Raw genomic sequence first — 19,291 nt, 5'->3', positions numbered from 1 at the left:
GAAAACTGTCCCAGCATTGAGCTTAAAGAATTGAGAAAGCCATGTCTTTGAATTTGTCGCTTGATATCACCACCGCCACCTTGGCTGACTTGGAGGCCTTCCTAGCCGCCGCTCGGGCAGCCGGGGCCACAGGCAGCGACGCGCTAGAGCTGGAAGACGCGCAGCTTCGCGTAAGCATCACGAAGCCGAGGCCAGAAGAAAATATTCACGCCCCGGCAGATGAACCAGCCACCACACAACCAACGCAGCCGCAGGCTCCGCGTCATTCCCAGCAGCCGCGCAGCGCGTGGGAGCGCACCTTGGGCGATAATGCACTTCGCTCTGTCATCGATATTCTTTCTGAGCGTCTCGACCCACCACGTGGCGGCAGCTCATTTGGTAACTTCGGCCCAAGTATTTAGAACCGCTCTTAGCCAGGATTAGACTTCAAAACTGTGTACCGCAATAAGATCGTCGCCGTGTGGGCGATTGTGGCCGTGTTGGCTATCCTCGCACTGGGCATTGGCGTGTTTGCCACCACTCGAGATAATCCACCGGCTGGTGCGCAGACCGTGGCAGAGGCCATCGGTGGCGGTGTGCTGCAAAATGACAATTCGGCAGCGCCGTCGAATATCGATGAAGAGCGCATGTACTCGCTGGCTGAAGCGCTTGGCATTCCCCCCGAGTCGATGCCGCGCGACATGCTCGAATCCGCGAATCGCTCCGAGTCCCGCGGAACCATGATCCAGGTTTTGCGCAAAGCAATCGAGCAAGGCGTCCTCAATGATGAGGAGGCCGCCGTTATCCTCAAGGCCTTTGATCTGGGCCTGGTCAACCCGGCCGTCGATACCATCGTCGCGGAAAGTTCCCCAGCGCAGTAATCACAGGAACACACAGGTGCCGTGCAGGCTCACGCGAAGCATCTGGCAGGTGCCAGACTTAATGTAATCCTCGTAAATATAACGAATGCATAACGCATTGCGTGTGGAGGAGGAACATGAACTGGCGCGAGAAACTTGGCACCGCGATCGGCGTTTCATTGGCCGTAGCAATTCCGGTCACTGGCGGACTCGGCGTTTCCTATGCGGTCAATGCCATGCCGATAGAATCCAGTGCGGAAATTCCCATTAACTCTGATGAAGTTTCGCAAAGCCCGTTGAAGGAGCCCGGCCAGGAACTCGGGGAAGCGTTGCGTAGCTTCCATCCCGGCCTATAGTGGGCGAGTATGTTGCTGCGCTCCGTCTCGCTAAAGAAACAGGAACTGGATAGCTACCTGCTCCAGCTGCCCATGGTGCAGTACCTGCAGGACCTGCCTTACTTCGAGTTCACCTCGCCCGTGACCTGCTTGGTGGGTGAAAACGGGGCGGGCAAGTCCACGCTTCTAGAAGCAATCGCGCTGCGTCTGCGCTTTTCGCCCTTTGGCGGGCGCTACGACGACGCCAAGCGCATCCGCGCGCCTTTTCGCGGCCTGTCCGCGGGGTTGAACTGTAAGCTCGACGAGAATCTACAACGTGGCTATTTCTTACGCGCCGAAACGCATGAGTCCGTGCTTGAGGCGGCTAATAGCCCAGACGAGCGCGCCGGGCGTAATACCTTGCCGCGCGAGGTGGACTTGGAGCACCGCTCCCACGGCGAGTCTGTCTTCGACGTGCTGGGCGAGCATATCGACGGCCGCGGGCTTTATATCCTTGACGAGCCCGAAGCCGGATTGTCCGTCGTGCGGCAGATGGCGCTCGTGGCCGAAATTCATCAAGCCGCAGAACGCGGCGCCCAGTTCCTCATTGCCACGCACTCGCCGATTCTGCTTGCCGTGCCGGGCGCGGACATCGTCGAGCTTGGCGACGCCGGTTTCGAGAGGATTTCCTTCGACGCCGCCGAGCCCGTGGCGGCTACCCGGGAATTCTTGGAGGCGCCAGAGGAAACGATAAAGTTCCTGATTACCTAGGAGACGCTGACAACCTTGACCTTCGGGCCAGTGCCTCCGCCGCGCTTGCGCAGGAAGTGCGTGACAGCTACGCCGAGCATGCCCGCAAGCCAAATGATGAGGGAAGTTACAGCGGCCGCGTGGAAGTCGCCCAGTTCGTAGTGTGGAGCGTGGCCACGGCTATCGAGCACCATGCCAAAAATTTGCGCTGCCACCATCGAAGAGATGAATCCACCCATGTTGGCCAAGCCTGTTGCCGTGGCCACCACACTGCGTTCCATGTTCTCGCGCACGATGTCGAAGCCATAGTTCGAGCACGGAGAGCAAAACGAAATAGCCACCATGAGGATGAAAAGGCTGAAGAAGCTGTTGCCCCAGAGGAAGAAAGCCGTCCACGACATTATGTTGAGTGTCGTGAAAAACAGCGCCATCCAGTCGCGGAAACCCTGCGCACGCGAGGAAATCTTGCCGTGGATTGGTCCTAACGCAAACATGCAGATCGTATAAAAGGTCAGCACCGTTCCGGCCTGTACCTTGGAGATTCCTAGTCCCTCCGTCATGAACGGCATTCCCCACAACATGACAAATACAGTCGCACCCAAAAGGCCACAGAAGTGGATGAAAAATCCCTGCCATGCAACGGGGGAACGCAGCACCATGGCCAGTCTGGTGGCCAAGGAATGCGCCTGCGAATTGGGCTGCTCGGCGGGAGTTTCGATGATGCCTAGAGCTTCAGGCGTGTCCGCTACGGCAACCGCCGCAGCTAGTGCGATGAGAATGCCCGCCGCACCCAAAGCTACAAAGGCCGTGGTCCATCCGGTCCACCCCAAAAGCGCAGCGAAAGGAATAGCGGAGACGAACTGGCCGAGCTGACCCAACGACGAGGTCACCTGGGTAAACATTGGCGTGCGGTGCAAAGGGAACCAATATGGCAGGATGCGCATCACGGATAAGAAGGCCGTGGCGTCGCCCGCGCCAATCAAAAGCCGAGCGGCAATAGCCATCCAATAATTTGTGGTTAGGCCCAGTGCTACCTGCCCCACGCCCATGATGACAGCGCCAATAACGAGCAGTTTGCGAGGACCATACTTATCAATGAGCACACCCGTAGGAATCTGTGCGAACGCATAGATACCCAACTGCACTGAGGTGAAGACCGCAATGCGAGAGGCATCGACGTCGAAACGCTCCATCGCTTCCAGCCCCGCCACACCAAAAGAGGTGCGCCCGGTAATCGCCACGATGTAGACAAGAATCGCGGCAACCCAAATGGATAAGGCTTTGGTGGTCACAACTTCCCGTGGATTTGGCACAGACATGGCTGATACTTTACGCGTGCCCGACTATGATGCAGGGGGTGAAGTACATTTCTACGCGCGACGCTAACCGTCAGCCTGCTTCTTTTACCGATATTCTCTTAGGTGGGCTTGCCCCTGACAGCGGCCTTTACCTGCCGGAATCCTATCCGCAACTAAACGGCGCTGTGCTCAATGAATGGCGTCAGTTGCTCGCTGAGGAAGGCTACGCGGCGCTTGCGGCAGAAGTACTCAAGCTTTTCGTGGATGATATTCCAACTGATGATCTGGAGGCCATCGCGCAGCGCGCGTACACCCATCCTAAGTTCGCGAGCGAGGAAATTGTCCCCGTGACCGCGCTGGGTGATGGCCTTTTCATCGGCCACCTCTCCGAAGGACCTACCGCTGCCTTCAAGGACATGGCCATGCAGCTGCTCGGCGAGCTCTTCGAGTACGAGCTGGGCCGCCGCGATGAAACCCTCAACATCCTGGGCGCTACCTCGGGCGATACTGGCTCTTCTGCGGAATATGCCATGCGCGGGCGCACCGGAATCCGCGTCTTCATGCTGACCCCGGCGGGCCGCATGACTGCTTTCCAGCAGGCTCAGATGTTCGGCCTTGATGATCCGAATATCTTCAACATCGCGCTCGACGGTGTCTTCGATGATTGCCAGGATGTGGTTAAGGCAACCTCCAATGATGCCGGGTTTAAGAAGGAATTCCGCATTGGCGCCGTTAATTCCATCAACTGGGCACGCCTTATGGCGCAGGTCATTTACTACATCAACTGCTACCTGAAGGTCACCTCTGACAACGAGCAGAAGGTCTCTTTCTCCGTGCCCACCGGCAATTTTGGTGATATCTGCGCCGGCCATATCGCCCGTTCGATGGGGCTTCCCATCGACAAACTCATCGTCGCCACCAACGAAAACGACGTGCTCGATGAGTTCTTCCGCACCGGCAACTACCGTCCGCGCCCGGCGGAGGAGACCTTCAAGACCTCCTCGCCGTCGATGGATATCTCCCGCGCCTCGAACTTTGAGCGTTTCGTCTTCGATTTGCTTGACCGTGATGCCTCGCGCACCGCGGAGCTCTTTGGCCCCAAGCTGAAGGAGGGCGGTTTCCAGCTCAGCACTGAGGAACTGCGTGCAGCCCGGGATGAGTATGGCTTTACTTCTGGTTCCTCCACGCATGCGGACCGCCTGGCCACCATTGCATCGGTCAAGGAAAGTTATGACTACCTGGTGGATCCGCACACCGCGGACGGCATCAAGGTCGCCCGCCAGGTGCAAAAGGAAGAGGACATCAAGACACCGATCATCTGCCTGGAGACCGCCCTGCCGGTGAAGTTCTCCGAGACTATCGTCGAGGCCATCGGAACCGAGCCAGCAGTTCCGGAGCGTTTTGCTGGCATCATGGATGCACAAAGGCATGTCACGGATCTGCCCAACGACGTCGCTGCAGTCCAAGACTTCATCCGCCGCTCCATAGCACAGACCGACGTGAAACAGCACCCCAGAGGAGCATAAAAGATGGCACAGGAACAGTTCTCCGGACCGGAATACTTCACCGAGTTCGACCCAGAGAAGTTCATCCGCGATCTCAAGGAGATGGCGGAGATGGAAAAGGAAAACAAGCAAGCTTCCGAAGCAGACAAGAACACCGATGGTGATGGCACGGTCTAGCTCGCGGGTACCACAGATAGCAGCCGCCGTGGCTTTAGCAATTGGCCTCGGCGGCTGCTCTTTGATCCCCACGCAGACGGTGCAGCACGCGCTTGGCGACGCCGCGGCCACCCTCACTGGCGAATCCGCCGCACCGGAGGCGTCGGAAAGCGATGCTCAGGTAAACAACGAGGGTGACGCGGAAGCCACGCCAGCGCAGCCGGAAATCCCCGCCGCGAACCCCGATACCTCGCGGCCTGCGCTCTCACCCATGCCGGCGGGAACCGCGTTGGATATCTCCTCCCAGGAACCGAAACCGGGAGAGTATTTTGACTTCCAGATGTGCACCGCAGCGTGGTCTTTCTCGCTGGAAGATGGCCGCAACTTCGCGGTGACCGCATCGCACTGCGGCAAACCCGGCGACCGTGTGTGGGCCGGAAACGCGCATCGCACCTTTACCTTCCCGGCAGAACCAATCGGGGAAGTGGTTTATTCGGACTTGTATTCCGATACCACCCACGGCCTCGACTTCGCGCTCATCGAGCTGCATGCTGACGTGGGTTACTACACGCCGAAGTATATGGAGGCCGGCGTGGCCACAACGGGCGAGCTTCCACAGCAGTTGTGCAAGCTGGGGCGCATAACCGGTGAGACCTGTGGCGAGCTAAGCCATGGCCCGGAAAAGGGCGGGCTGAAGTCCGGCGAGATTCGCATGGAAATCACGGCCGCTCGGGCGCGCCTGTGCGGTACCCAAGGCGATTCCGGCGGGCCGATGTACGCCCAACTGCCAGGAGGAACCGCAATCGTCGGCGTAGTCTCTGGCACCACGCAGGAGCTAAAAGGTCAGTGCGCCGAAGCGCCGGACATGGAGCTTTCTTTTACCCCTGCAGCCGATATCGTAGCGCTCATCCCGGAGATTTTGGGCTCTGAAATAGCGCAGGTGGGCTAGCGCGGGCTCGGGCCAAAGCGGACAAAGAAAGCGGCTAGGGTAGTGGGCATGGCAACCCCTGAATACATCCTCAACCTCCGTGAGAAGGTGGGCCACCAGCAGCTGTTCCTGCCGGCGTGCACCGCAGTTATTGTCCGCGATGTTCCCATGAACGCGGCGCTATGGGAAGTCCCATCGGTGCTGCTGGTGCAGCGCGCCGACAATGAGACCTGGGCGCCCGTCGAGGGCATCTGCGAGCCTGGCGAGGAAATCACCACCACAGCCATCCGTGAGGTCAAGGAAGAAGTCGGTCTCGATGCCACCGCGGAAGCGCTGCTTGGCGTGGGGCAGGTAGGCCCTGTCACCTACGACAATGGCGACGAGTGCATGTTCATGTCCACCGCACTGCGGCTTTCGGTTCCAGAAGGCGCGGAGCCGGTGGTTTCTGACGAGGAAAACCTCGCGGCGCAGTGGTTCTCCGTCGCCCAAATGCCGGCTTCGGTAAGCGCCCGTAACCGTATGCTGATCGGTGATGCCGTGGCACAAATGAAGCACCCGAAGGGCTTTCGCCCACGCATGGGATTTGTAAAACGCAACTAGCAATCGCGTATGCCCAAAACCACCTCCAACCTGGATTTCTGTCAGCTAATTGTTTCTATTTGATGGCTGGTGATAGTCTGAAGATCCGTAGGTCGCCGCGCGAGGCGTCCCGCGGATTTTTTGATCTTCAAGGGGTGTCTCGTTGCGCTGAGCTTGCCGCATCAGCAATCAAATTCCTCGAAAGGTGCATTCCATGCCACCTCGTTCCAACCAGAACACCAAATTCATTTTCGTCACCGGAGGAGTTGTCTCCTCCCTGGGCAAAGGCTTAACAGCGGCATCGCTGGGTCAGCTGCTTTCTGCCCGCGGACTCTCGGTGACCATGCAGAAGCTCGACCCATATCTCAACGTCGACCCAGGCACCATGAACCCGTTTGAGCACGGCGAGGTCTTTGTCACCGAAGACGGTGCCGAGACCGACCTCGACCTGGGCCACTACGAGCGCTTCTTGGACCGCAACCTCACGAAGAACGCGAATGTAACCACGGGCAAGGTGTACTCCTCGGTCATCGCGAAGGAGCGCCGTGGTGAGTACTTGGGCAAGACCGTGCAGGTCATCCCGCACATCACCGATGAGATCAAGGATCGCGTGCTCGCGATGGCCGCGCCCGATGCCTCCGGCAATGTGCCGGACGTGGTCATCTCCGAAATCGGTGGCACCGTGGGCGATATCGAATCGCAGCCCTTCCTGGAGGCCGCACGGCAGGTACGTCATGCCGTCGGCCGCGAGAATATCTTCTTCATCCACTGCTCGTTGGTGCCATACCTCGGCACTTCGGGGGAGCTGAAGACGAAGCCGACCCAGCACTCCGTGGCGGAGCTGCGCTCCATCGGCATCGTGCCGGACGCAGTGGTGCTGCGGTGTGACCGCGACGTTCCGGATGGCTTAAAACACAAGATTGCGCTCATGACCGACGTCGAGGAAGAAGGCGTAGTATCCTGCCCTGACTCGCCGTCCGTCTATGACATCCCGGAGGTGCTCTACCGCGAGCACCTGGACACCTTCGTCATCCGCAAACTAGGACTGCCTTTCCGCGATGTGGATTGGACCCAGTGGGGCGAGCTACTGGATCGCGTCCGCAACCCGCGCCACGAGGTCACCGTGGGCATCGTGGGCAAGTACATTGACCTGCAGGATGCGTACCTTTCCGTGGCAGAGGCAATCCGGCATGCGGCCTTTGCTCACCACGCGAAGGCGAAAATCAAGTGGATCACCTCGGATGACTGCGAAGCAGACTCAGCCACTGCGCTGGGCGATCTCGACGCCATCGTGGTGCCAGGCGGCTTCGGAGTGCGCGGCATCGAGGGCAAGATCGCCGCGGTGAGATACGCCCGAGAGAACAAGATTCCTTTCCTGGGCCTGTGCCTGGGTCTGCAGTGCACCGTGCTGGAGGCGGCCCGCCAGGCAGGCATTGCCGACGCCTCCTCGACAGAGTTTGACCCCGAGACCTCTGCGCCAGTCATCGCCACGATGGAGGAGCAGCAGGCAGCTGTCTCCGGCGAGGCGGACCTCGGCGGCACCATGCGCCTGGGCGCTTATCCAGCTGTGCTCGCTGAAGACTCCGTCGTGGCGAAGGCCTACGGCACTACTGAGGTCTCTGAGCGCCACCGCCACCGCTACGAGGTCAACAACGCCTACCGTGCGCAGATGGAGCAAGGCTCCGGCCTGGTTTTCTCCGGCACCTCCCCCGACGGCAACTTAGTCGAGTTCGTCGAATACCCCAATCACCCATTCATGGTGGCCACCCAAGCCCACCCCGAGTACAAGTCGCGCCCGACTAACCCGCACCCGCTCTTTGACGGGCTGATTGCAGCAGCGCTGAGCTAAAGGCCGCCGGCCGCTAAGCAAGAGGCCTAAAACGCGTAAAATCCCTGCGGAGAGCTTGTGCTTCCGCAGGGATTTTCTTTGCTCCCTAATTAGCAGTCGTAGTACATCTCAAACTCCTGCGGGGTTGGGCGCAGGCGGGAAGGAGCGATTTCCTCTTCGTTCTTGTACTGCAGGTAGGTCTCGATGAGGTCCTCGGTGAAGACGTCGCCTTCGGTCAGGAACTCGTTATCTTCCTCCAGGGCGCGCAGGGAAGCCTCAAGGCTGGTTGGTGCCTGCGGGATGGAAGCCTGCTCTGCCGGTGGCAGCTCGTAGAGGTCCTTATCCACCGGAGCGTGCGGCTCGATGCGGTTCTTGATGCCATCGAGGCCAGCCATCATCATGGCAGCGAAACCGAAGTATGGGTTGCCCGATGGGTCCGGAGCGCGGAACTCGATGCGCTTTGCCTTCGGGTTGGAGCCGGTGATCGGGATGCGGATTGCCGCGGAGCGGTTGCGCTGGGAGTAGACCAGGTTAATCGGGGCCTCAAAGCCCGGAACCAGGCGGTGGTAGGAGTTCAGAGTTGGGTTGGTAAACGCCAGAACTGCCGGTGCGTGGTGGAGGATACCGCCGATGTAGTAGCGCGCGATATCGGAAAGGCCACCGTAGCCTGCCTCATCGTAGAACAGCGGCTTGCCGTCCTTCCACAGGGACATGTGGGCGTGCATGCCGGAGCCGTTGTCACCCGCGAGCGGCTTTGGCATGAAGGTTGCGGACTTGCCGTACTCAGCGGCGGTGTTCTTGATGATGTACTTAAAGGTCTGAATATCATCAGCCGCGTGCAGCAGGGAGTTGAAGCGGTAGTTGATCTCATTTTGACCCGCGCCCACCTCGTGGTGGAAGCGCTCAATCTGGAAGCCGGCGTTCTGCAGGTTGCGCACCATGGCATCGCGGACTTCGCCATGCTTGTCGACGGGCGCAGTAGGGAAGTAGCCGCCCTTGACGCGGGTCTTGAAACCGGTGTTCGGAGTGCCGTCGAAGTTGGCCTCGTTGCCGCGGTTCCACCAGCCCTCGTCGGTGTCTACCTCGTAGAAACCATGGTCGATGTCGGTGGAGTAGCGCACGGAATCGAAGAGGTAGAACTCGGCCTCGGCGCCGAAGTTGCACACGTCCGCGATGCCGGTGGAAGCAAGGTATTCCTCGGCCTTCATTGCGACGTTGCGTGGGTCGCGGGAGAAAGGCTCCAAGGTGAACGGATCGTTGACGAAGAACTTGATGTTCAGCGTCTTGGAGGAGCGGAAAGGATCCACCATCGCGGTTGCTGGGTCTGGCAGCAGGGTCATGTCAGACTCATCGATGGAGGTAAAGCCACGGATGGAAGAACCGTCGAATGCGAGGCCTTCTTCAGCGGCAGCCTCGGTGAACTCCGAAGCGGGAATTGAAAAGTGGTGCTCGGTGCCGGGAACGTCAGTAAAACGAATATCGACGAACTTTACGTCTTCATCCTCGATGAACTTGACGATTTCCTGGACGGACTCGAAAGACACTGTTTTGTCTCCTCAGGGGTTTAGAAAAATGTTCTTCATCGAAGTTTACTAGCTTTATTCTGCCTTCGGATGTTAACCCATCGATCTATAGATATATTTCGTTTTCGTGTCTGCATGCAGGGGGCACTAGATTGGTCAACATGGCTGATAAGCGAACATGGCTCGATGGACCCGCAATCCCGGGCGAAAATGATGACTTCGAAGGCCCCGGCGCATGGCCGGGCGAAAAGCTCGGACTTCCTGAGTCTGGCTCCGGGGCGCTGGCGCCGGTGGCCCGCCGTGCAGGGGCGGTTCTCATCGACTGGATCGTGTGCATGCTGCTGGCCAATCTCATCGTGATGTTCACCCACGCGCTGGGCGGCCCTGCATTCCTGGGCTACATGCTGTGGGTCATCGTCGGCATCCTCTGCGGCTGGCTCTTTGCTCGCACTCCGGGCATGCTTTTGCTGGGCATGGGCGTGGCGCGTCTCGACGCCCCGGGGCAAACGGTGGGCTTCTGGCGCGCGGCAGTGCGCACCATCCTCACCGGCTTCCTCTTCCCGGCCGCAATGGTCGATACCGACGGCCGCGGTATCCACGACCGCGCAACCGGCACCGCAGTGATCATGGTCTAGTTCCTCTATCTTGCGGCGTCGCAGGGTGCTTCCTACAAAACCTAAAAGCGGCCCTTCCTTGGTGGATTCCAAGGAAGGGCCGCTTTTGCACAAGTATTATTTGCCCTTACGCTGCTGCGCGCGGCGCATGCGGCGGTTCATGCCAGCCATGTTCTGCGCCTGGCGTGGCATCGGGCCCTTCGGCAGACCCGGGGTGGTGCCTGGCAGGTCATCCATGGCCTCAATCTTGCGGATGATTGCGTAGGTCTCGTCCTTTTTGAAGTTACGCGGGAACTTCATCACGTGATTGCGCAGCTTGGACACTGGAACCTCGTCCTCGCCGTTGCCCACCCAGACCTCGTAGACCGGAACGCCGCCGGCGAGCTTATCCACGCGCTTTTTCAGGGTGTTGAGAACCGGAGTCAGGCGCTTGCGGTCACCTTCGCAGACGAAGATGACGCCGGCATTGCCGATGACGCGGTGGATGAGGTCCTGATGGCGGGTAACGCCGACCGCGGTCTTGACCTTCCAGACGATGCCCACGGTGTTGCGCAGCTGCTGCTCCAGCGCCCAACCCGCAACGCCCGGCTGATCCTCGACCTTTTTGTACATGTCGCGCTCAAGGCGGCGGGTAAACAGCCACATCGCCAGCAAAGCGCCGATGCCGAGACCCAGGATGAGCATGAACCACTGGCCGTTGAAGAGCAGGCCGATAAGGAAGAACAACAGGCCCATGCCGAGGAAAGCGGCGAGCATGATAGGAATCAATGCCTTGTCATGCTTGCGCTGCATATTGAACGCTTGCCACATCTGGGAACGGGTTTGCTTGCGCTGCTCGCGTTTTGCGGCGCGCTCTTGCTTCTTTGCAGCCTTCAGGCTTGCCTTATCGTCTTGTGCCATGGTTCCTACTTTAAAGGTCAGCGCTGCAAATTAACGAATTGCAGCGGCAGCGGAGTCAGCGTTTGCCGGGGTCTTTACCATGCGGGTCGTTACCGGGGTTTCCTGGGAAGGGCCGTACTTCTCGAGCAGCGTCGAAGCCTCTTGGGCGGTAGCGCCCTTCGAGGTCTCAGCCAGGTGCTGCAAATTTTCTGGCAATTCGAAGCCGCGGGCCTCCATAGCCTGCACGTACAGGCGGCCAGCGCGGTAAGAAGAACGCACCAGTGGGCCAGACATGACGCCGCCGAAGCCGAGCTCCTTGGCCAGCTTGGAGTGTTCGACGAACTCCTCCGGGCGGACCCAACGCTCGATCGGGTGGAAGCGCGGGCCTGGGCGCAGGTACTGGGTAATGGTGATGATGTCGCAGCCAGCAGAGCGCAGGTCGCGCAGAGCTTCCTCGATCTCATCCTTGGTCTCGCCCATGCCCAGGATCAGGTTGGACTTGGTGATGAGATCAAAGTCGTGAGCCTGGCGAATTACGTCGAGGGAGCGCTCGTAGCGGAAGGCCGGGCGGATGCGCTTGAAGATGCGCGGCACGGTCTCCAGGTTGTGAGCGAAGACCTCAGGGCGAGCCTCGAAGACCTCCTGCAGAAGGTCCGGCTTGCCGGAGAAGTCAGGGGTCAGGTTTTCCACACCGGTGTGCGGGTTGAGCTCGTGAATCTTGCGCACGACCTCGGCGTAGAGCCACGCGCCTTCATCCGGCAGATCGTCGCGGGTAACACCGGTGATGGTGGTGTAGTTCAGGTCCATCTCCTGGATGTTTTCTGCAACGCGGCGCGGCTCGTCGCGGTCCAACTCCGCCGGCTTACCGGTGGCAATGTCGCAGAAATCGCAGCGGCGGGTGCACTTATCGCCACCGATGAGGAAGGTGGCCTCACGAGATTCCCAGCACTCGTGGATATTCGGGCAACCAGCCTCCTGGCACACGGTGTGCAGGGAAGCGCCGGACACGCGGGACTTCATATCCTCGTAGCCCGGGCCGGTGCGGACCTGGTTGCGGATCCAGCGCGGCTTTTGTTCGATGGGGGATTCCGCATTCTTCTTCTCAATGCGGAGCATCTTGCGTCCTTCAGGCTTAACAGTCACAAAAACTCACTCTACGGGGTTGGGATTGTCTCTTACTAATACAAGGCCGGTGTGTGGAGGTTTATTCCGCACTCTGGGCACGCTTTTGGCGGGCCTTCTCGTTGGCGACCTTAATCGGGTCTGGCGCTGAACCAAATGTGTGGTCCGCGACGGTGAGTTCACCAGAAAGCGCGCGCTGCAGGGCGTCGAGAAGCGGTGTCGCAGCCTCCTCCATAGTGACATCGCGGCCAAGCTCGAGGCTCAGCGTGGTCACGTCGGCGTCGTCAATGCCGCAGGCCACGATGTGCTCGTAATACTCCAGCGTGTTGGTGCAATTAAGCGCAAGACCATGCATGGTCACGCCGCGAGTGATGCGGATTCCCAGCGCCGCAATTTTGCGATCGCGCTTGGGGGCCTGCGGGTCCGTGGCCTGGGTGGTGGAGGGCACCCACACACCAGACCGGCCGTCGATGCGGCCGGCGGTACGAACGCCAAGCTCGCGCACCGTCTGGATGATTGCCTCTTCGAGCCGGCGGACATAGTCCACGACGTCGACAGGCTCCGCGAGCTTCAAGATGGGGTAGACCACCAGCTGCCCCTCACCATGCCAAGTAATCCGCCCGCCGCGATCCACCGTGATGACCGGCAGACCATTGTCCGGCATATCCTCCGGCTGCGTGCGTTTGCCAGCGGTGTAGATGTTGGGGTGCTCGACCACGAGGATGATGTCCCCGCGCTCGCCTTTTGCGCGCTGGGCGGCAAGCTCGGCCTGGAGATCCCACGCCTGTTGGTAATCCATGCGGCCGAGGTGGCGGATTTCCAGCGCTTCCTGTGACGCGCGAATACTGCGATCAGCGGGGAAGAAGGGCTCACGAGGAGCTGTCATGTGTGATGCTTCCTTAATCTAATAAAACGCGGGGGTCGATACTGATAGTGCCACCCAGGCCAATGCCGGCCCAACACCGGGGTGAGGGGGCAGGTGGAGGCGTAGTCGGAGGCAAAAGAAAAAGCGGGAGGAAACCTCCCGCTTTAGCAGTAAGTGGCTTAAACGCCGTTTGCCGCAGCGTACTCTTCTGCGGTCATCAGCTCGCCGGTCTCAGAAACCTCGACCTCGAAGAGCCATCCTTCACCGAATGGGTCGTTGTTGATGACTGCGTAGTCATCGTGAACAGCCTCGTTAACAGCGGTGACGGTGCCGGTAATTGGGGCGTAGAGATCGGATACGGACTTGGTGGATTCGACCTCACCGCAGGTATCGCCAGCGGTAACAGTGTCACCGACTGCCGGCAGCTCAGCGAAGACGACCTCGCCCAGACGGTCAGCAGCAACGGAGGTGATGCCAACGCGGACGGTTGCGCCCTGTGCGGCGTCAGCAGAAGAATTGATCCACTCGTGGTCCTCGGAGTAGGAGAAATCTGCAGGAAGGTTAGCCATTGTGATGGGAGTCCTTTCGGAAGATGGTATGTGCTTTTATCTTAACGGTTGTCACGCGTCCGCGAACTACTTTTCGCGCTTGTAGAACGGAAGGGCCGCGACGCTAAACGGGTAGCGCTTGCCGCGGATGTCTACCTCGACGGCGTCGCCAGGCTGCAGGTTTGCAGAGGTATCCAGCAGCGCGATGGCAACCGGGTGGCCCAGGGTCGGGGAAGGCTGACCGGAGGTGACAGAACCGACCTTGGTTTCGCCAACGAAGACCTCAGCACCGGCGCGGGCGGCGCGGCGCTGATCGGAGACCAAGCCGGTGATGGCGACCTGCGGGCCTTCCTCTGCACGAGCGCGGATGACCTCAGCGCCAACGAAGTCGGCTTCCTTCTTAGCAAAAGCACGCGCCATGCCGGCCTCAACCGGGGTGATGTCGCGGGAGAGCTCGTTGCCGTAGAGCGGCATGCCCGCTTCCAAGCGCAGGGAGTCACGCGCTGCGAGGCCACATGGCAGGATGTCGTACTCGGCACCGGCCTTGAGCAGCTCCTCCCATAGCTCCGGGGCATCGGAGTTGTAGACGATGAGCTCGAAGCCATCTTCGCCGGTGTAGCCGGTGCGGCAGATGAAGGCGTACTTGCGCGCTACCTTGCCGGTCATCGCTGCGTAGTAAGGCAGTTCCATGACGGCTTCCTGCTTGTTGTCCTCGACCAGCGGGATGAGGATTTCTGCTGCCTTCGGGCCCTGGATGGCAATCATTGCTACGTCGCGGGACTCGTTGTTGAGGTCCACATCGAAGCCCTCAGCGCGCTCGTTGAGTTCCTCCCAGACCACGTCAGCGTTGCCGGCGTTTGGCACGACCAAGAACTTGGTCTCGCCCAGGCGGTAGGTGATGAGGTCATCGATGATGCCGCCATCTGCGGCGCAGATCATCGAGTACTTTGCCTTGCCCACCTTGAGGGTGGTCATATCGGAGATTAGGCAGTAGGACAGGAACTTTGCGGCATCCTCGCCGTTGACCCAAACTTCGCCCATGTGGGACAGGTCGAAAAGGCCAGCGGAGTTGCGAACCGCGCGGTGCTCTTCGAGCTCGTTGTTGTACTTCAGGGGCATGTTCCACGGGCCGAAAGCCGTAAAGGATGCGCCAAGCTTTTCATGCTCTGCATGCAGCGGGGAGTTGAGCAGTTCAGACATTTTTCTCCTTTAGAGTTCTTCTCTGCTAGTTCGATTCTGTTAGTTGGTCTCCGCGTCAGCGGAGATCTCGAATGCTTCTGGCGGCGGGCAAGCGCAAACCAGGTTGCGGTCACCGTAAGCCTCGTCGATGCGGCGGACTGGTGGGAAGTACTTGTTAGCGCGCAGGGAGGCAACCGGGTAGGCGGCTTCCTGGCGGGTGAAGGAGTACTCCCAGTTATCGGAGGTCACTGCCGCTGCGGTGTACGGAGCGTTGTGGATGACGGATGCCTCGTACTCAACCTTGCCGTCGATGATGTCCTGGATTTCGGCGCGGATTGCGCGCATGGCCTCGATGAAGCGGTCCAGCTCGGCGAGGTCTTCGGACTCGGTCGGTTCCACCATGAGAGTGCCGGCGACCGGGAAGGACAGGGTCGGTGCGTGGAAGCCGTAGTCCACGAGGCGCTTGGCGACGTCCGCCGCAGTAACGCCGGAGGCATCGGTCAGCTCGCGCAGGTCGAAGATGCACTCGTGCGCGACCAGGTCGGCGTTGCCGGTGTAGAGGACCGGGAAGGAATCCTGCAGGGACTTTGCCAGGTAGTTTGCGCTCAGGATGGCGTGGCTGGTGGCCTGTGCAACGCCCTCGGTGCCGACCATGGCCAGGTAGGCCCAGGAGATAGGCAGCACGCCGGCGGAGCCAAACTTGCTGGCGGTAGAAGGAACGCCCTTTTCAATCGAGGTAGCCTGCTGCGGGTCGATGGAGGAATCGTTCGCATCGGTGGGCAGGAATGGCACTAGGTGCTGGGCGACGCCCACCGGGCCAACGCCCGGGCCACCGCCGCCGTGCGGGATGGTGAAGGTCTTGTGCAGGTTCAGGTGGCTGACGTCGCCGCCGAACTCGCCCGGGCGTGCCCAGCCGGTTAGTGCGTTCATGTTCGCGCCGTCGATGTAGACCTGGCCGCCTGCCGCGTGGACCTTGTCGCACACGTCGCGGACCTCAGGGTCGAAGACGCCGTGGGTGGATGGGTAGGTGATCATGATGCCGGCGATGTGCTCACCGTGCTGTTCGATCTTGGCATCCAGGTCCGCCAAGTCGATGGAGCCATCGTCCGCGGTAGCAACGACGACCACGCGCAGGTTGGCCAGGGTAGCGGAGGCCGCGTTGGTGCCGTGTGCGGAAGATGGGATGAGGATGACGTCGCGGCCAGCGTCGCCGTTGGCAACGTGGTAGCGGCGGATGGCCAGCAGGCCTGCGAGCTCACCCTGGGAGCCAGCGTTGGGCTGGATGGAGACCTTGGCATAGCCGGTCAGCTCGGCCAACCAGCCCTCGAGCTCCTCGATGAGCGCGCGCCAGCCGGCGGTGGTCTCTTCCGGTGCATATGGGTGAATGCCCGCGAACTCTGGCCAGGAGATCGGCTCCATGGCGGCAGTGGGGTTCAGCTTCATGGTGCAAGAACCCAGCGGAATCATGGTGCGGTCCAGCGCCAAGTCCTTGTCTGCCAGAGTGCGCAGGTAGCGCAGCATCTGGGTCTCGGAGTGGATGGAGTTGAAGATTGCGTGATCCAGCGGAGCTTCCTCGCGAACGAGCGCGGAAGGCAGGGCATTAACGGCGGACTCGGCGTTGTCCTTGTCTGCGGACTCTGCGCCGAATGCGGCGGCGAGCTTGGCGACGTCATCAAGCGTTGCGGACTCACCAAAGGAGACGGAGATTTTCTCGGAGCCGATAGCGCGCACGAGGTAACCCTGTTCCTGAAGGGATGCCTTGATGGCTGCAGCGTCGACGTCGGTGACAGTGACGGTGTCGAAGAACTCGTCAGCGACCAGGGTCTTGCCTGCGCCCTTTACAGCAGCGGCGAAGGAAGCGGCGAGCCCGTGAACGTGCTCAGCGATCTTTTTCAGGCCCTCTGGGCCGTGGTAGACGGCGTACATGGACGCTACGTTGGCCAGCAGCGCCTGCGCGGTACAGATGTTGGAGGTAGCGCGTTCACGGCGGATGTGCTGCTCGCGGGTTTGCAGAGCTAGGCGGTATGCCGGGCGGCCGTCTGCATCCTTGGAAACGCCGACGATGCGGCCCGGCATCTGGCGCTTGAGCTTGTCAGTAACGGCCATGTATGCCGCGTGTGGGCCACCGAAGAACATTGGGACGCCGAAGCGCTGCGCGGAGCCCAGCACGATGTCCGCGCCTAGCTTGCCCGGTGCTTCCAGCAGGAGGAGGGAGAGCGGGTCGGCGACGACGGAGGCAACCGCGCCGCGGGTGTGCAGCTCCTCGATGATGCCGCGTGGGTCAAAGACGTCACCCTCGGTGCCGGTGTACGCGATGACGGCGCCGATGAGGTCTTCGCCCACGAGGCCCTCGCGGATATCGAGGATTTCCACCTCGAGCTCGATGGCGCGAGCGCGCTCCGCCGCCACAGCGAGCACCTGTGGATGCAGGCGGGAGTCGAGGATGACGCGGCGGCCCTTCTTGACCGCGCGGGACATCAGGCCGACTGCCTCAGCGGTAGCGGAAGCCTCGTCGAGCAGGGAAGCGTTTGCAATCGGCAGACCGGTCAGGGATTCGATCATGGTCTGGAAGTTCAGCAGTGCTTCCAGACGGCCCTGGGAGATCTCCGGCTGGTACGGGGTATAAGCGGTGTACCAACCAGCATCCTCCAGCAGGCCGCGGCGGATGACGGCCGGGGTGAGCGTGTCGGAGTAGCCCTGGCCATAGAAGGACTTCAACACGATGTTCTGGCTGGCGTATTCGCGCAGCTTGTCCTGCGCTTCATTCTCGCTCAAGGCATCTGGCAACTGCGGTGCCGATGCGGCGCGGATGGTTGTGGGAAGTGCGGCGTCGACAAGCGCGTCCACGCTGTTGTATCCCAGTGCGTTGAGCATCGTCGCTTGCTCGGAGGAATTTGGTCCGAGGTGGCGCGAGATGAAATCCATAAGTTCAATCTCCTTTGAAAGAAGCTCCGTGAAGGACGTCATGGTGAATGCCTAAAACATGGCCTAAACCGACCCCAAGTATAAAGCCTATGGCTGTGACCTAAATCGGTTTATCGAAGTCTTTTCGTGCACCACACAGCAACGGCGTGGCCCATGGACGCGTAGGGAGCCTAAAAGTGCCGAATAGAATCCCTACGCGGCCCGTGGGCGAGGAACAGGGCTGAGAAATCGACGGACAGATTAGGGCAGGCCTAACACCCCCGTTTGCGGGGAGATATGTGAAAACCCCGCAGGCTCCCGAGTATCCACAGCAGTGGAAACAGGGGAGCCTGCGGGGCGGAAAACCCTAAACTACTAAGGGCTTAACTCCTTAGACCTCGAGGTCAGCCTCGAAGTCGGCGGTCTCAAGGCGGTCCTTGATGGTGGTGATGAAGCGACCTGCGTCTGCACCATCGACAACCTGGTGGTCATAGGTGAACGGCAGGTAGCACATCTGGCGGATAGCGATTGCGTCCTGGCCATTCTCGTTGACAACAACTGCGCGCTTGGTGATAGCGGCGGTGCCCAGGATGCCGGCCTGTGGCGGAACCAGAATCGGGGTATCGAGGAGTGCGCCCTCGGAGCCGATGTTGGTGACGGTGAAGGTGGCACCGGTGAGGTCGTTCGGCTTCAGCTTGTTGTTGCGGGCCTTGTCAGCCAGCTCAGCAATAGCCTTTGCGATCTCTGGCAGGGACATGTCCTGTGCCTTGTGGATGACCGGCGTCAGCAGGCCACGTGGGGTATCGACGGCGATAGCCACGTTGACGTCTGCGTGGTAGGTCATCTCCTTGGTCTCAGGGTTGTAAGAAGCGTTGACGTTCGGGTGGGAAACCAGAGCCTCAACGGTTGCCTTAACGATGAACGGCAGGAAGGACAGGTTAGCGCCGTGCTTGTCGATGAAGGCCTGCTTGGACTTCTTGCGCATATCCCAGATGGCAGTCATGTCGACTTCCTGGACGTGGGTCAGCTGTGCGGAAATCTGCAGAGCCTCAACCATCTTTGCAGCGGTGATCTCGCGGATGCGGTTGACCTTCTGGGTGGTGCCGATGAGCTCCTGCTTTTCCGGATCCACGGACTTGGTGGACCAGCGTGCGCGTGGGTTGGAGGAGCCGGCTGCCGACGCCGCCGGTGCCTCGCCCTCGCCTGCAGCTGCCAGGACATCCTGCTTGCGGATGCGGCCGCCAACGCCGGTGCCGGAAACGGTGGAAAGGTCAACGCCGTGCTTTTCAGCCAGCTTGCGTACCAGCGGGGTGACGTAAGGAACGTTGTCGCCGTTGTTGATCTTGGAAGAGCCCTCGGAAGCAGCCGGGGTGGAGGAAGCCTCTGCAGACTTCTCAGCCTTTGGCTCTTCCTTCTTCTCTTCAGCCTTTGGCTCTGCCTTTTCTTCGGCCTTTGGCTCT

Annotated in this window: 19 protein-coding genes; 10 read left to right on the top strand and 9 right to left on the bottom strand. The window is 60.3% G+C overall.

From position 1 onward, the window contains the following. Positions 1–41 precede the first annotated feature (41 nt). The 4 genes from HMPREF2888_RS08225 to HMPREF2888_RS08210 all read left to right on the top strand — a co-directional run bounded on the left by HMPREF2888_RS08225 (position 42) and on the right by HMPREF2888_RS08210 (position 1,924). Complete coding sequence (locus HMPREF2888_RS08225) at positions 42–401, top strand: hypothetical protein (protein WP_061923747.1); 360 nt, start codon at positions 42–44, stop codon at positions 399–401. Between the two features lie 33 nt (positions 402–434). After that, positions 435–860 (top strand): hypothetical protein, encoded by a 426-nt coding sequence (locus tag HMPREF2888_RS08220; protein WP_061923745.1) that lies wholly within the window; start codon positions 435–437, stop codon positions 858–860. 116 nt (positions 861–976) lie between these two features. Beyond that, positions 977–1,195, top strand: coding sequence for a hypothetical protein (locus HMPREF2888_RS08215; RefSeq protein WP_070432644.1), 219 nt, complete (start codon positions 977–979; stop codon positions 1,193–1,195). Between the two features lie 9 nt (positions 1,196–1,204). After that, the gene (locus HMPREF2888_RS08210; protein ID WP_061923742.1) at positions 1,205–1,924 is read left to right on the top strand and encodes an AAA family ATPase; all 720 of its coding nucleotides are present in this window, start codon (positions 1,205–1,207) and stop codon (positions 1,922–1,924) included. On the opposite strand, the gene HMPREF2888_RS08205 is transcribed toward HMPREF2888_RS08210, so the two are convergent. After that, positions 1,921–3,222, bottom strand: coding sequence for an MFS transporter (locus HMPREF2888_RS08205; protein ID WP_061923739.1), 1,302 nt, complete (start codon positions 3,220–3,222; stop codon positions 1,921–1,923). The two genes, HMPREF2888_RS08210 and HMPREF2888_RS08205, sit on opposite strands and share 4 nt — an antisense overlap. Positions 3,223–3,260: 38 nt before the next feature. Between HMPREF2888_RS08205 and thrC the strand changes: the two genes are divergently transcribed. The 5 genes from thrC to HMPREF2888_RS08185 all read left to right on the top strand — a co-directional run bounded on the left by thrC (position 3,261) and on the right by HMPREF2888_RS08185 (position 8,218). Beyond that, the gene (gene thrC, locus HMPREF2888_RS08200; protein WP_061923925.1) at positions 3,261–4,727 is read left to right on the top strand and encodes a threonine synthase; all 1,467 of its coding nucleotides are present in this window, start codon (positions 3,261–3,263) and stop codon (positions 4,725–4,727) included. A 3-nt stretch (positions 4,728–4,730) separates the two neighbouring features. Beyond that, the gene (locus HMPREF2888_RS12880) at positions 4,731–4,883 is read left to right on the top strand and encodes a hypothetical protein (RefSeq protein ID WP_162839576.1); all 153 of its coding nucleotides are present in this window, start codon (positions 4,731–4,733) and stop codon (positions 4,881–4,883) included. 28 nt (positions 4,884–4,911) lie between these two features. Continuing rightward, the gene (locus HMPREF2888_RS08195) at positions 4,912–5,811 is read left to right on the top strand and encodes a trypsin-like serine protease (RefSeq protein ID WP_235591066.1); all 900 of its coding nucleotides are present in this window, start codon (positions 4,912–4,914) and stop codon (positions 5,809–5,811) included. 48 nt (positions 5,812–5,859) lie between these two features. Then, on the top strand, positions 5,860–6,390 hold the full coding sequence (locus tag HMPREF2888_RS08190) for an NUDIX hydrolase (RefSeq protein ID WP_061923922.1): 531 nt from the start codon (positions 5,860–5,862) through the stop codon (positions 6,388–6,390). Positions 6,391–6,583: 193 nt separating this feature from the next. After that, positions 6,584–8,218, top strand: coding sequence for a CTP synthase (locus HMPREF2888_RS08185; RefSeq protein ID WP_061923732.1), 1,635 nt, complete (start codon positions 6,584–6,586; stop codon positions 8,216–8,218). Between the two features lie 89 nt (positions 8,219–8,307). On the opposite strand, the gene glnA is transcribed toward HMPREF2888_RS08185, so the two are convergent. Continuing rightward, positions 8,308–9,741, bottom strand: coding sequence for a type I glutamate--ammonia ligase (gene glnA / locus HMPREF2888_RS08180; protein ID WP_061923728.1), 1,434 nt, complete (start codon positions 9,739–9,741; stop codon positions 8,308–8,310). 140 nt (positions 9,742–9,881) lie between these two features. Between glnA and HMPREF2888_RS08175 the strand changes: the two genes are divergently transcribed. Continuing rightward, a complete protein-coding gene (locus HMPREF2888_RS08175; protein ID WP_061923726.1) occupies positions 9,882–10,355 on the top strand; it encodes an RDD family protein in 474 nt (157 codons plus the stop codon). 96 nt (positions 10,356–10,451) lie between these two features. Here the strand turns inward: HMPREF2888_RS08175 and HMPREF2888_RS08170 are convergent, their stop codons facing one another. The 7 genes from HMPREF2888_RS08170 to sucB all read right to left on the bottom strand — a co-directional run. Continuing rightward, positions 10,452–11,234 carry a DUF4191 domain-containing protein gene (locus tag HMPREF2888_RS08170; protein WP_070518639.1) on the bottom strand — a complete coding sequence of 261 codons (783 nt, stop codon included), beginning with the start codon at positions 11,232–11,234 and terminating at the stop codon, positions 10,452–10,454. A gap of 30 nt (positions 11,235–11,264) precedes the next feature. After that, entirely contained in the window at positions 11,265–12,329 is a 1,065-nt protein-coding gene (lipA, locus tag HMPREF2888_RS08165) for a lipoyl synthase (RefSeq protein WP_070518638.1), read from the bottom strand. Between the two features lie 88 nt (positions 12,330–12,417). Next, entirely contained in the window at positions 12,418–13,221 is an 804-nt protein-coding gene (gene lipB / locus HMPREF2888_RS08160; RefSeq protein ID WP_061923716.1) for a lipoyl(octanoyl) transferase LipB, read from the bottom strand. Positions 13,222–13,379: 158 nt separating this feature from the next. After that, positions 13,380–13,769: a glycine cleavage system protein GcvH gene (gcvH, locus tag HMPREF2888_RS08155; protein ID WP_070432637.1), complete on the bottom strand. Its 390-nt coding sequence runs from the start codon at positions 13,767–13,769 to the stop codon at positions 13,380–13,382. A 66-nt stretch (positions 13,770–13,835) separates the two neighbouring features. Continuing rightward, a complete protein-coding gene (gene gcvT, locus HMPREF2888_RS08150) occupies positions 13,836–14,948 on the bottom strand; it encodes a glycine cleavage system aminomethyltransferase GcvT (protein WP_062038145.1) in 1,113 nt (370 codons plus the stop codon). A gap of 39 nt (positions 14,949–14,987) precedes the next feature. Next, complete coding sequence (gene gcvP, locus HMPREF2888_RS08145) at positions 14,988–17,852, bottom strand: aminomethyl-transferring glycine dehydrogenase (protein ID WP_070518644.1); 2,865 nt, start codon at positions 17,850–17,852, stop codon at positions 14,988–14,990. Between the two features lie 370 nt (positions 17,853–18,222). After that, a partial coding sequence (gene sucB, locus HMPREF2888_RS08140; RefSeq protein ID WP_070518636.1) for a 2-oxoglutarate dehydrogenase, E2 component, dihydrolipoamide succinyltransferase occupies positions 18,223–19,291 on the bottom strand: 1,069 nt, incomplete at its 5' end.

Origin of the sequence: Corynebacterium sp. HMSC077D03 (assembly GCF_001808545.1) — a bacterium.
In the GTDB taxonomy this organism is placed as follows: Bacteria; Actinomycetota; Actinomycetes; order Mycobacteriales; family Mycobacteriaceae; genus Corynebacterium; species Corynebacterium simulans.
Note: the sequence above shows the minus strand (reverse complement) of the source record. Positions and strands in the feature narration are given on the sequence as shown.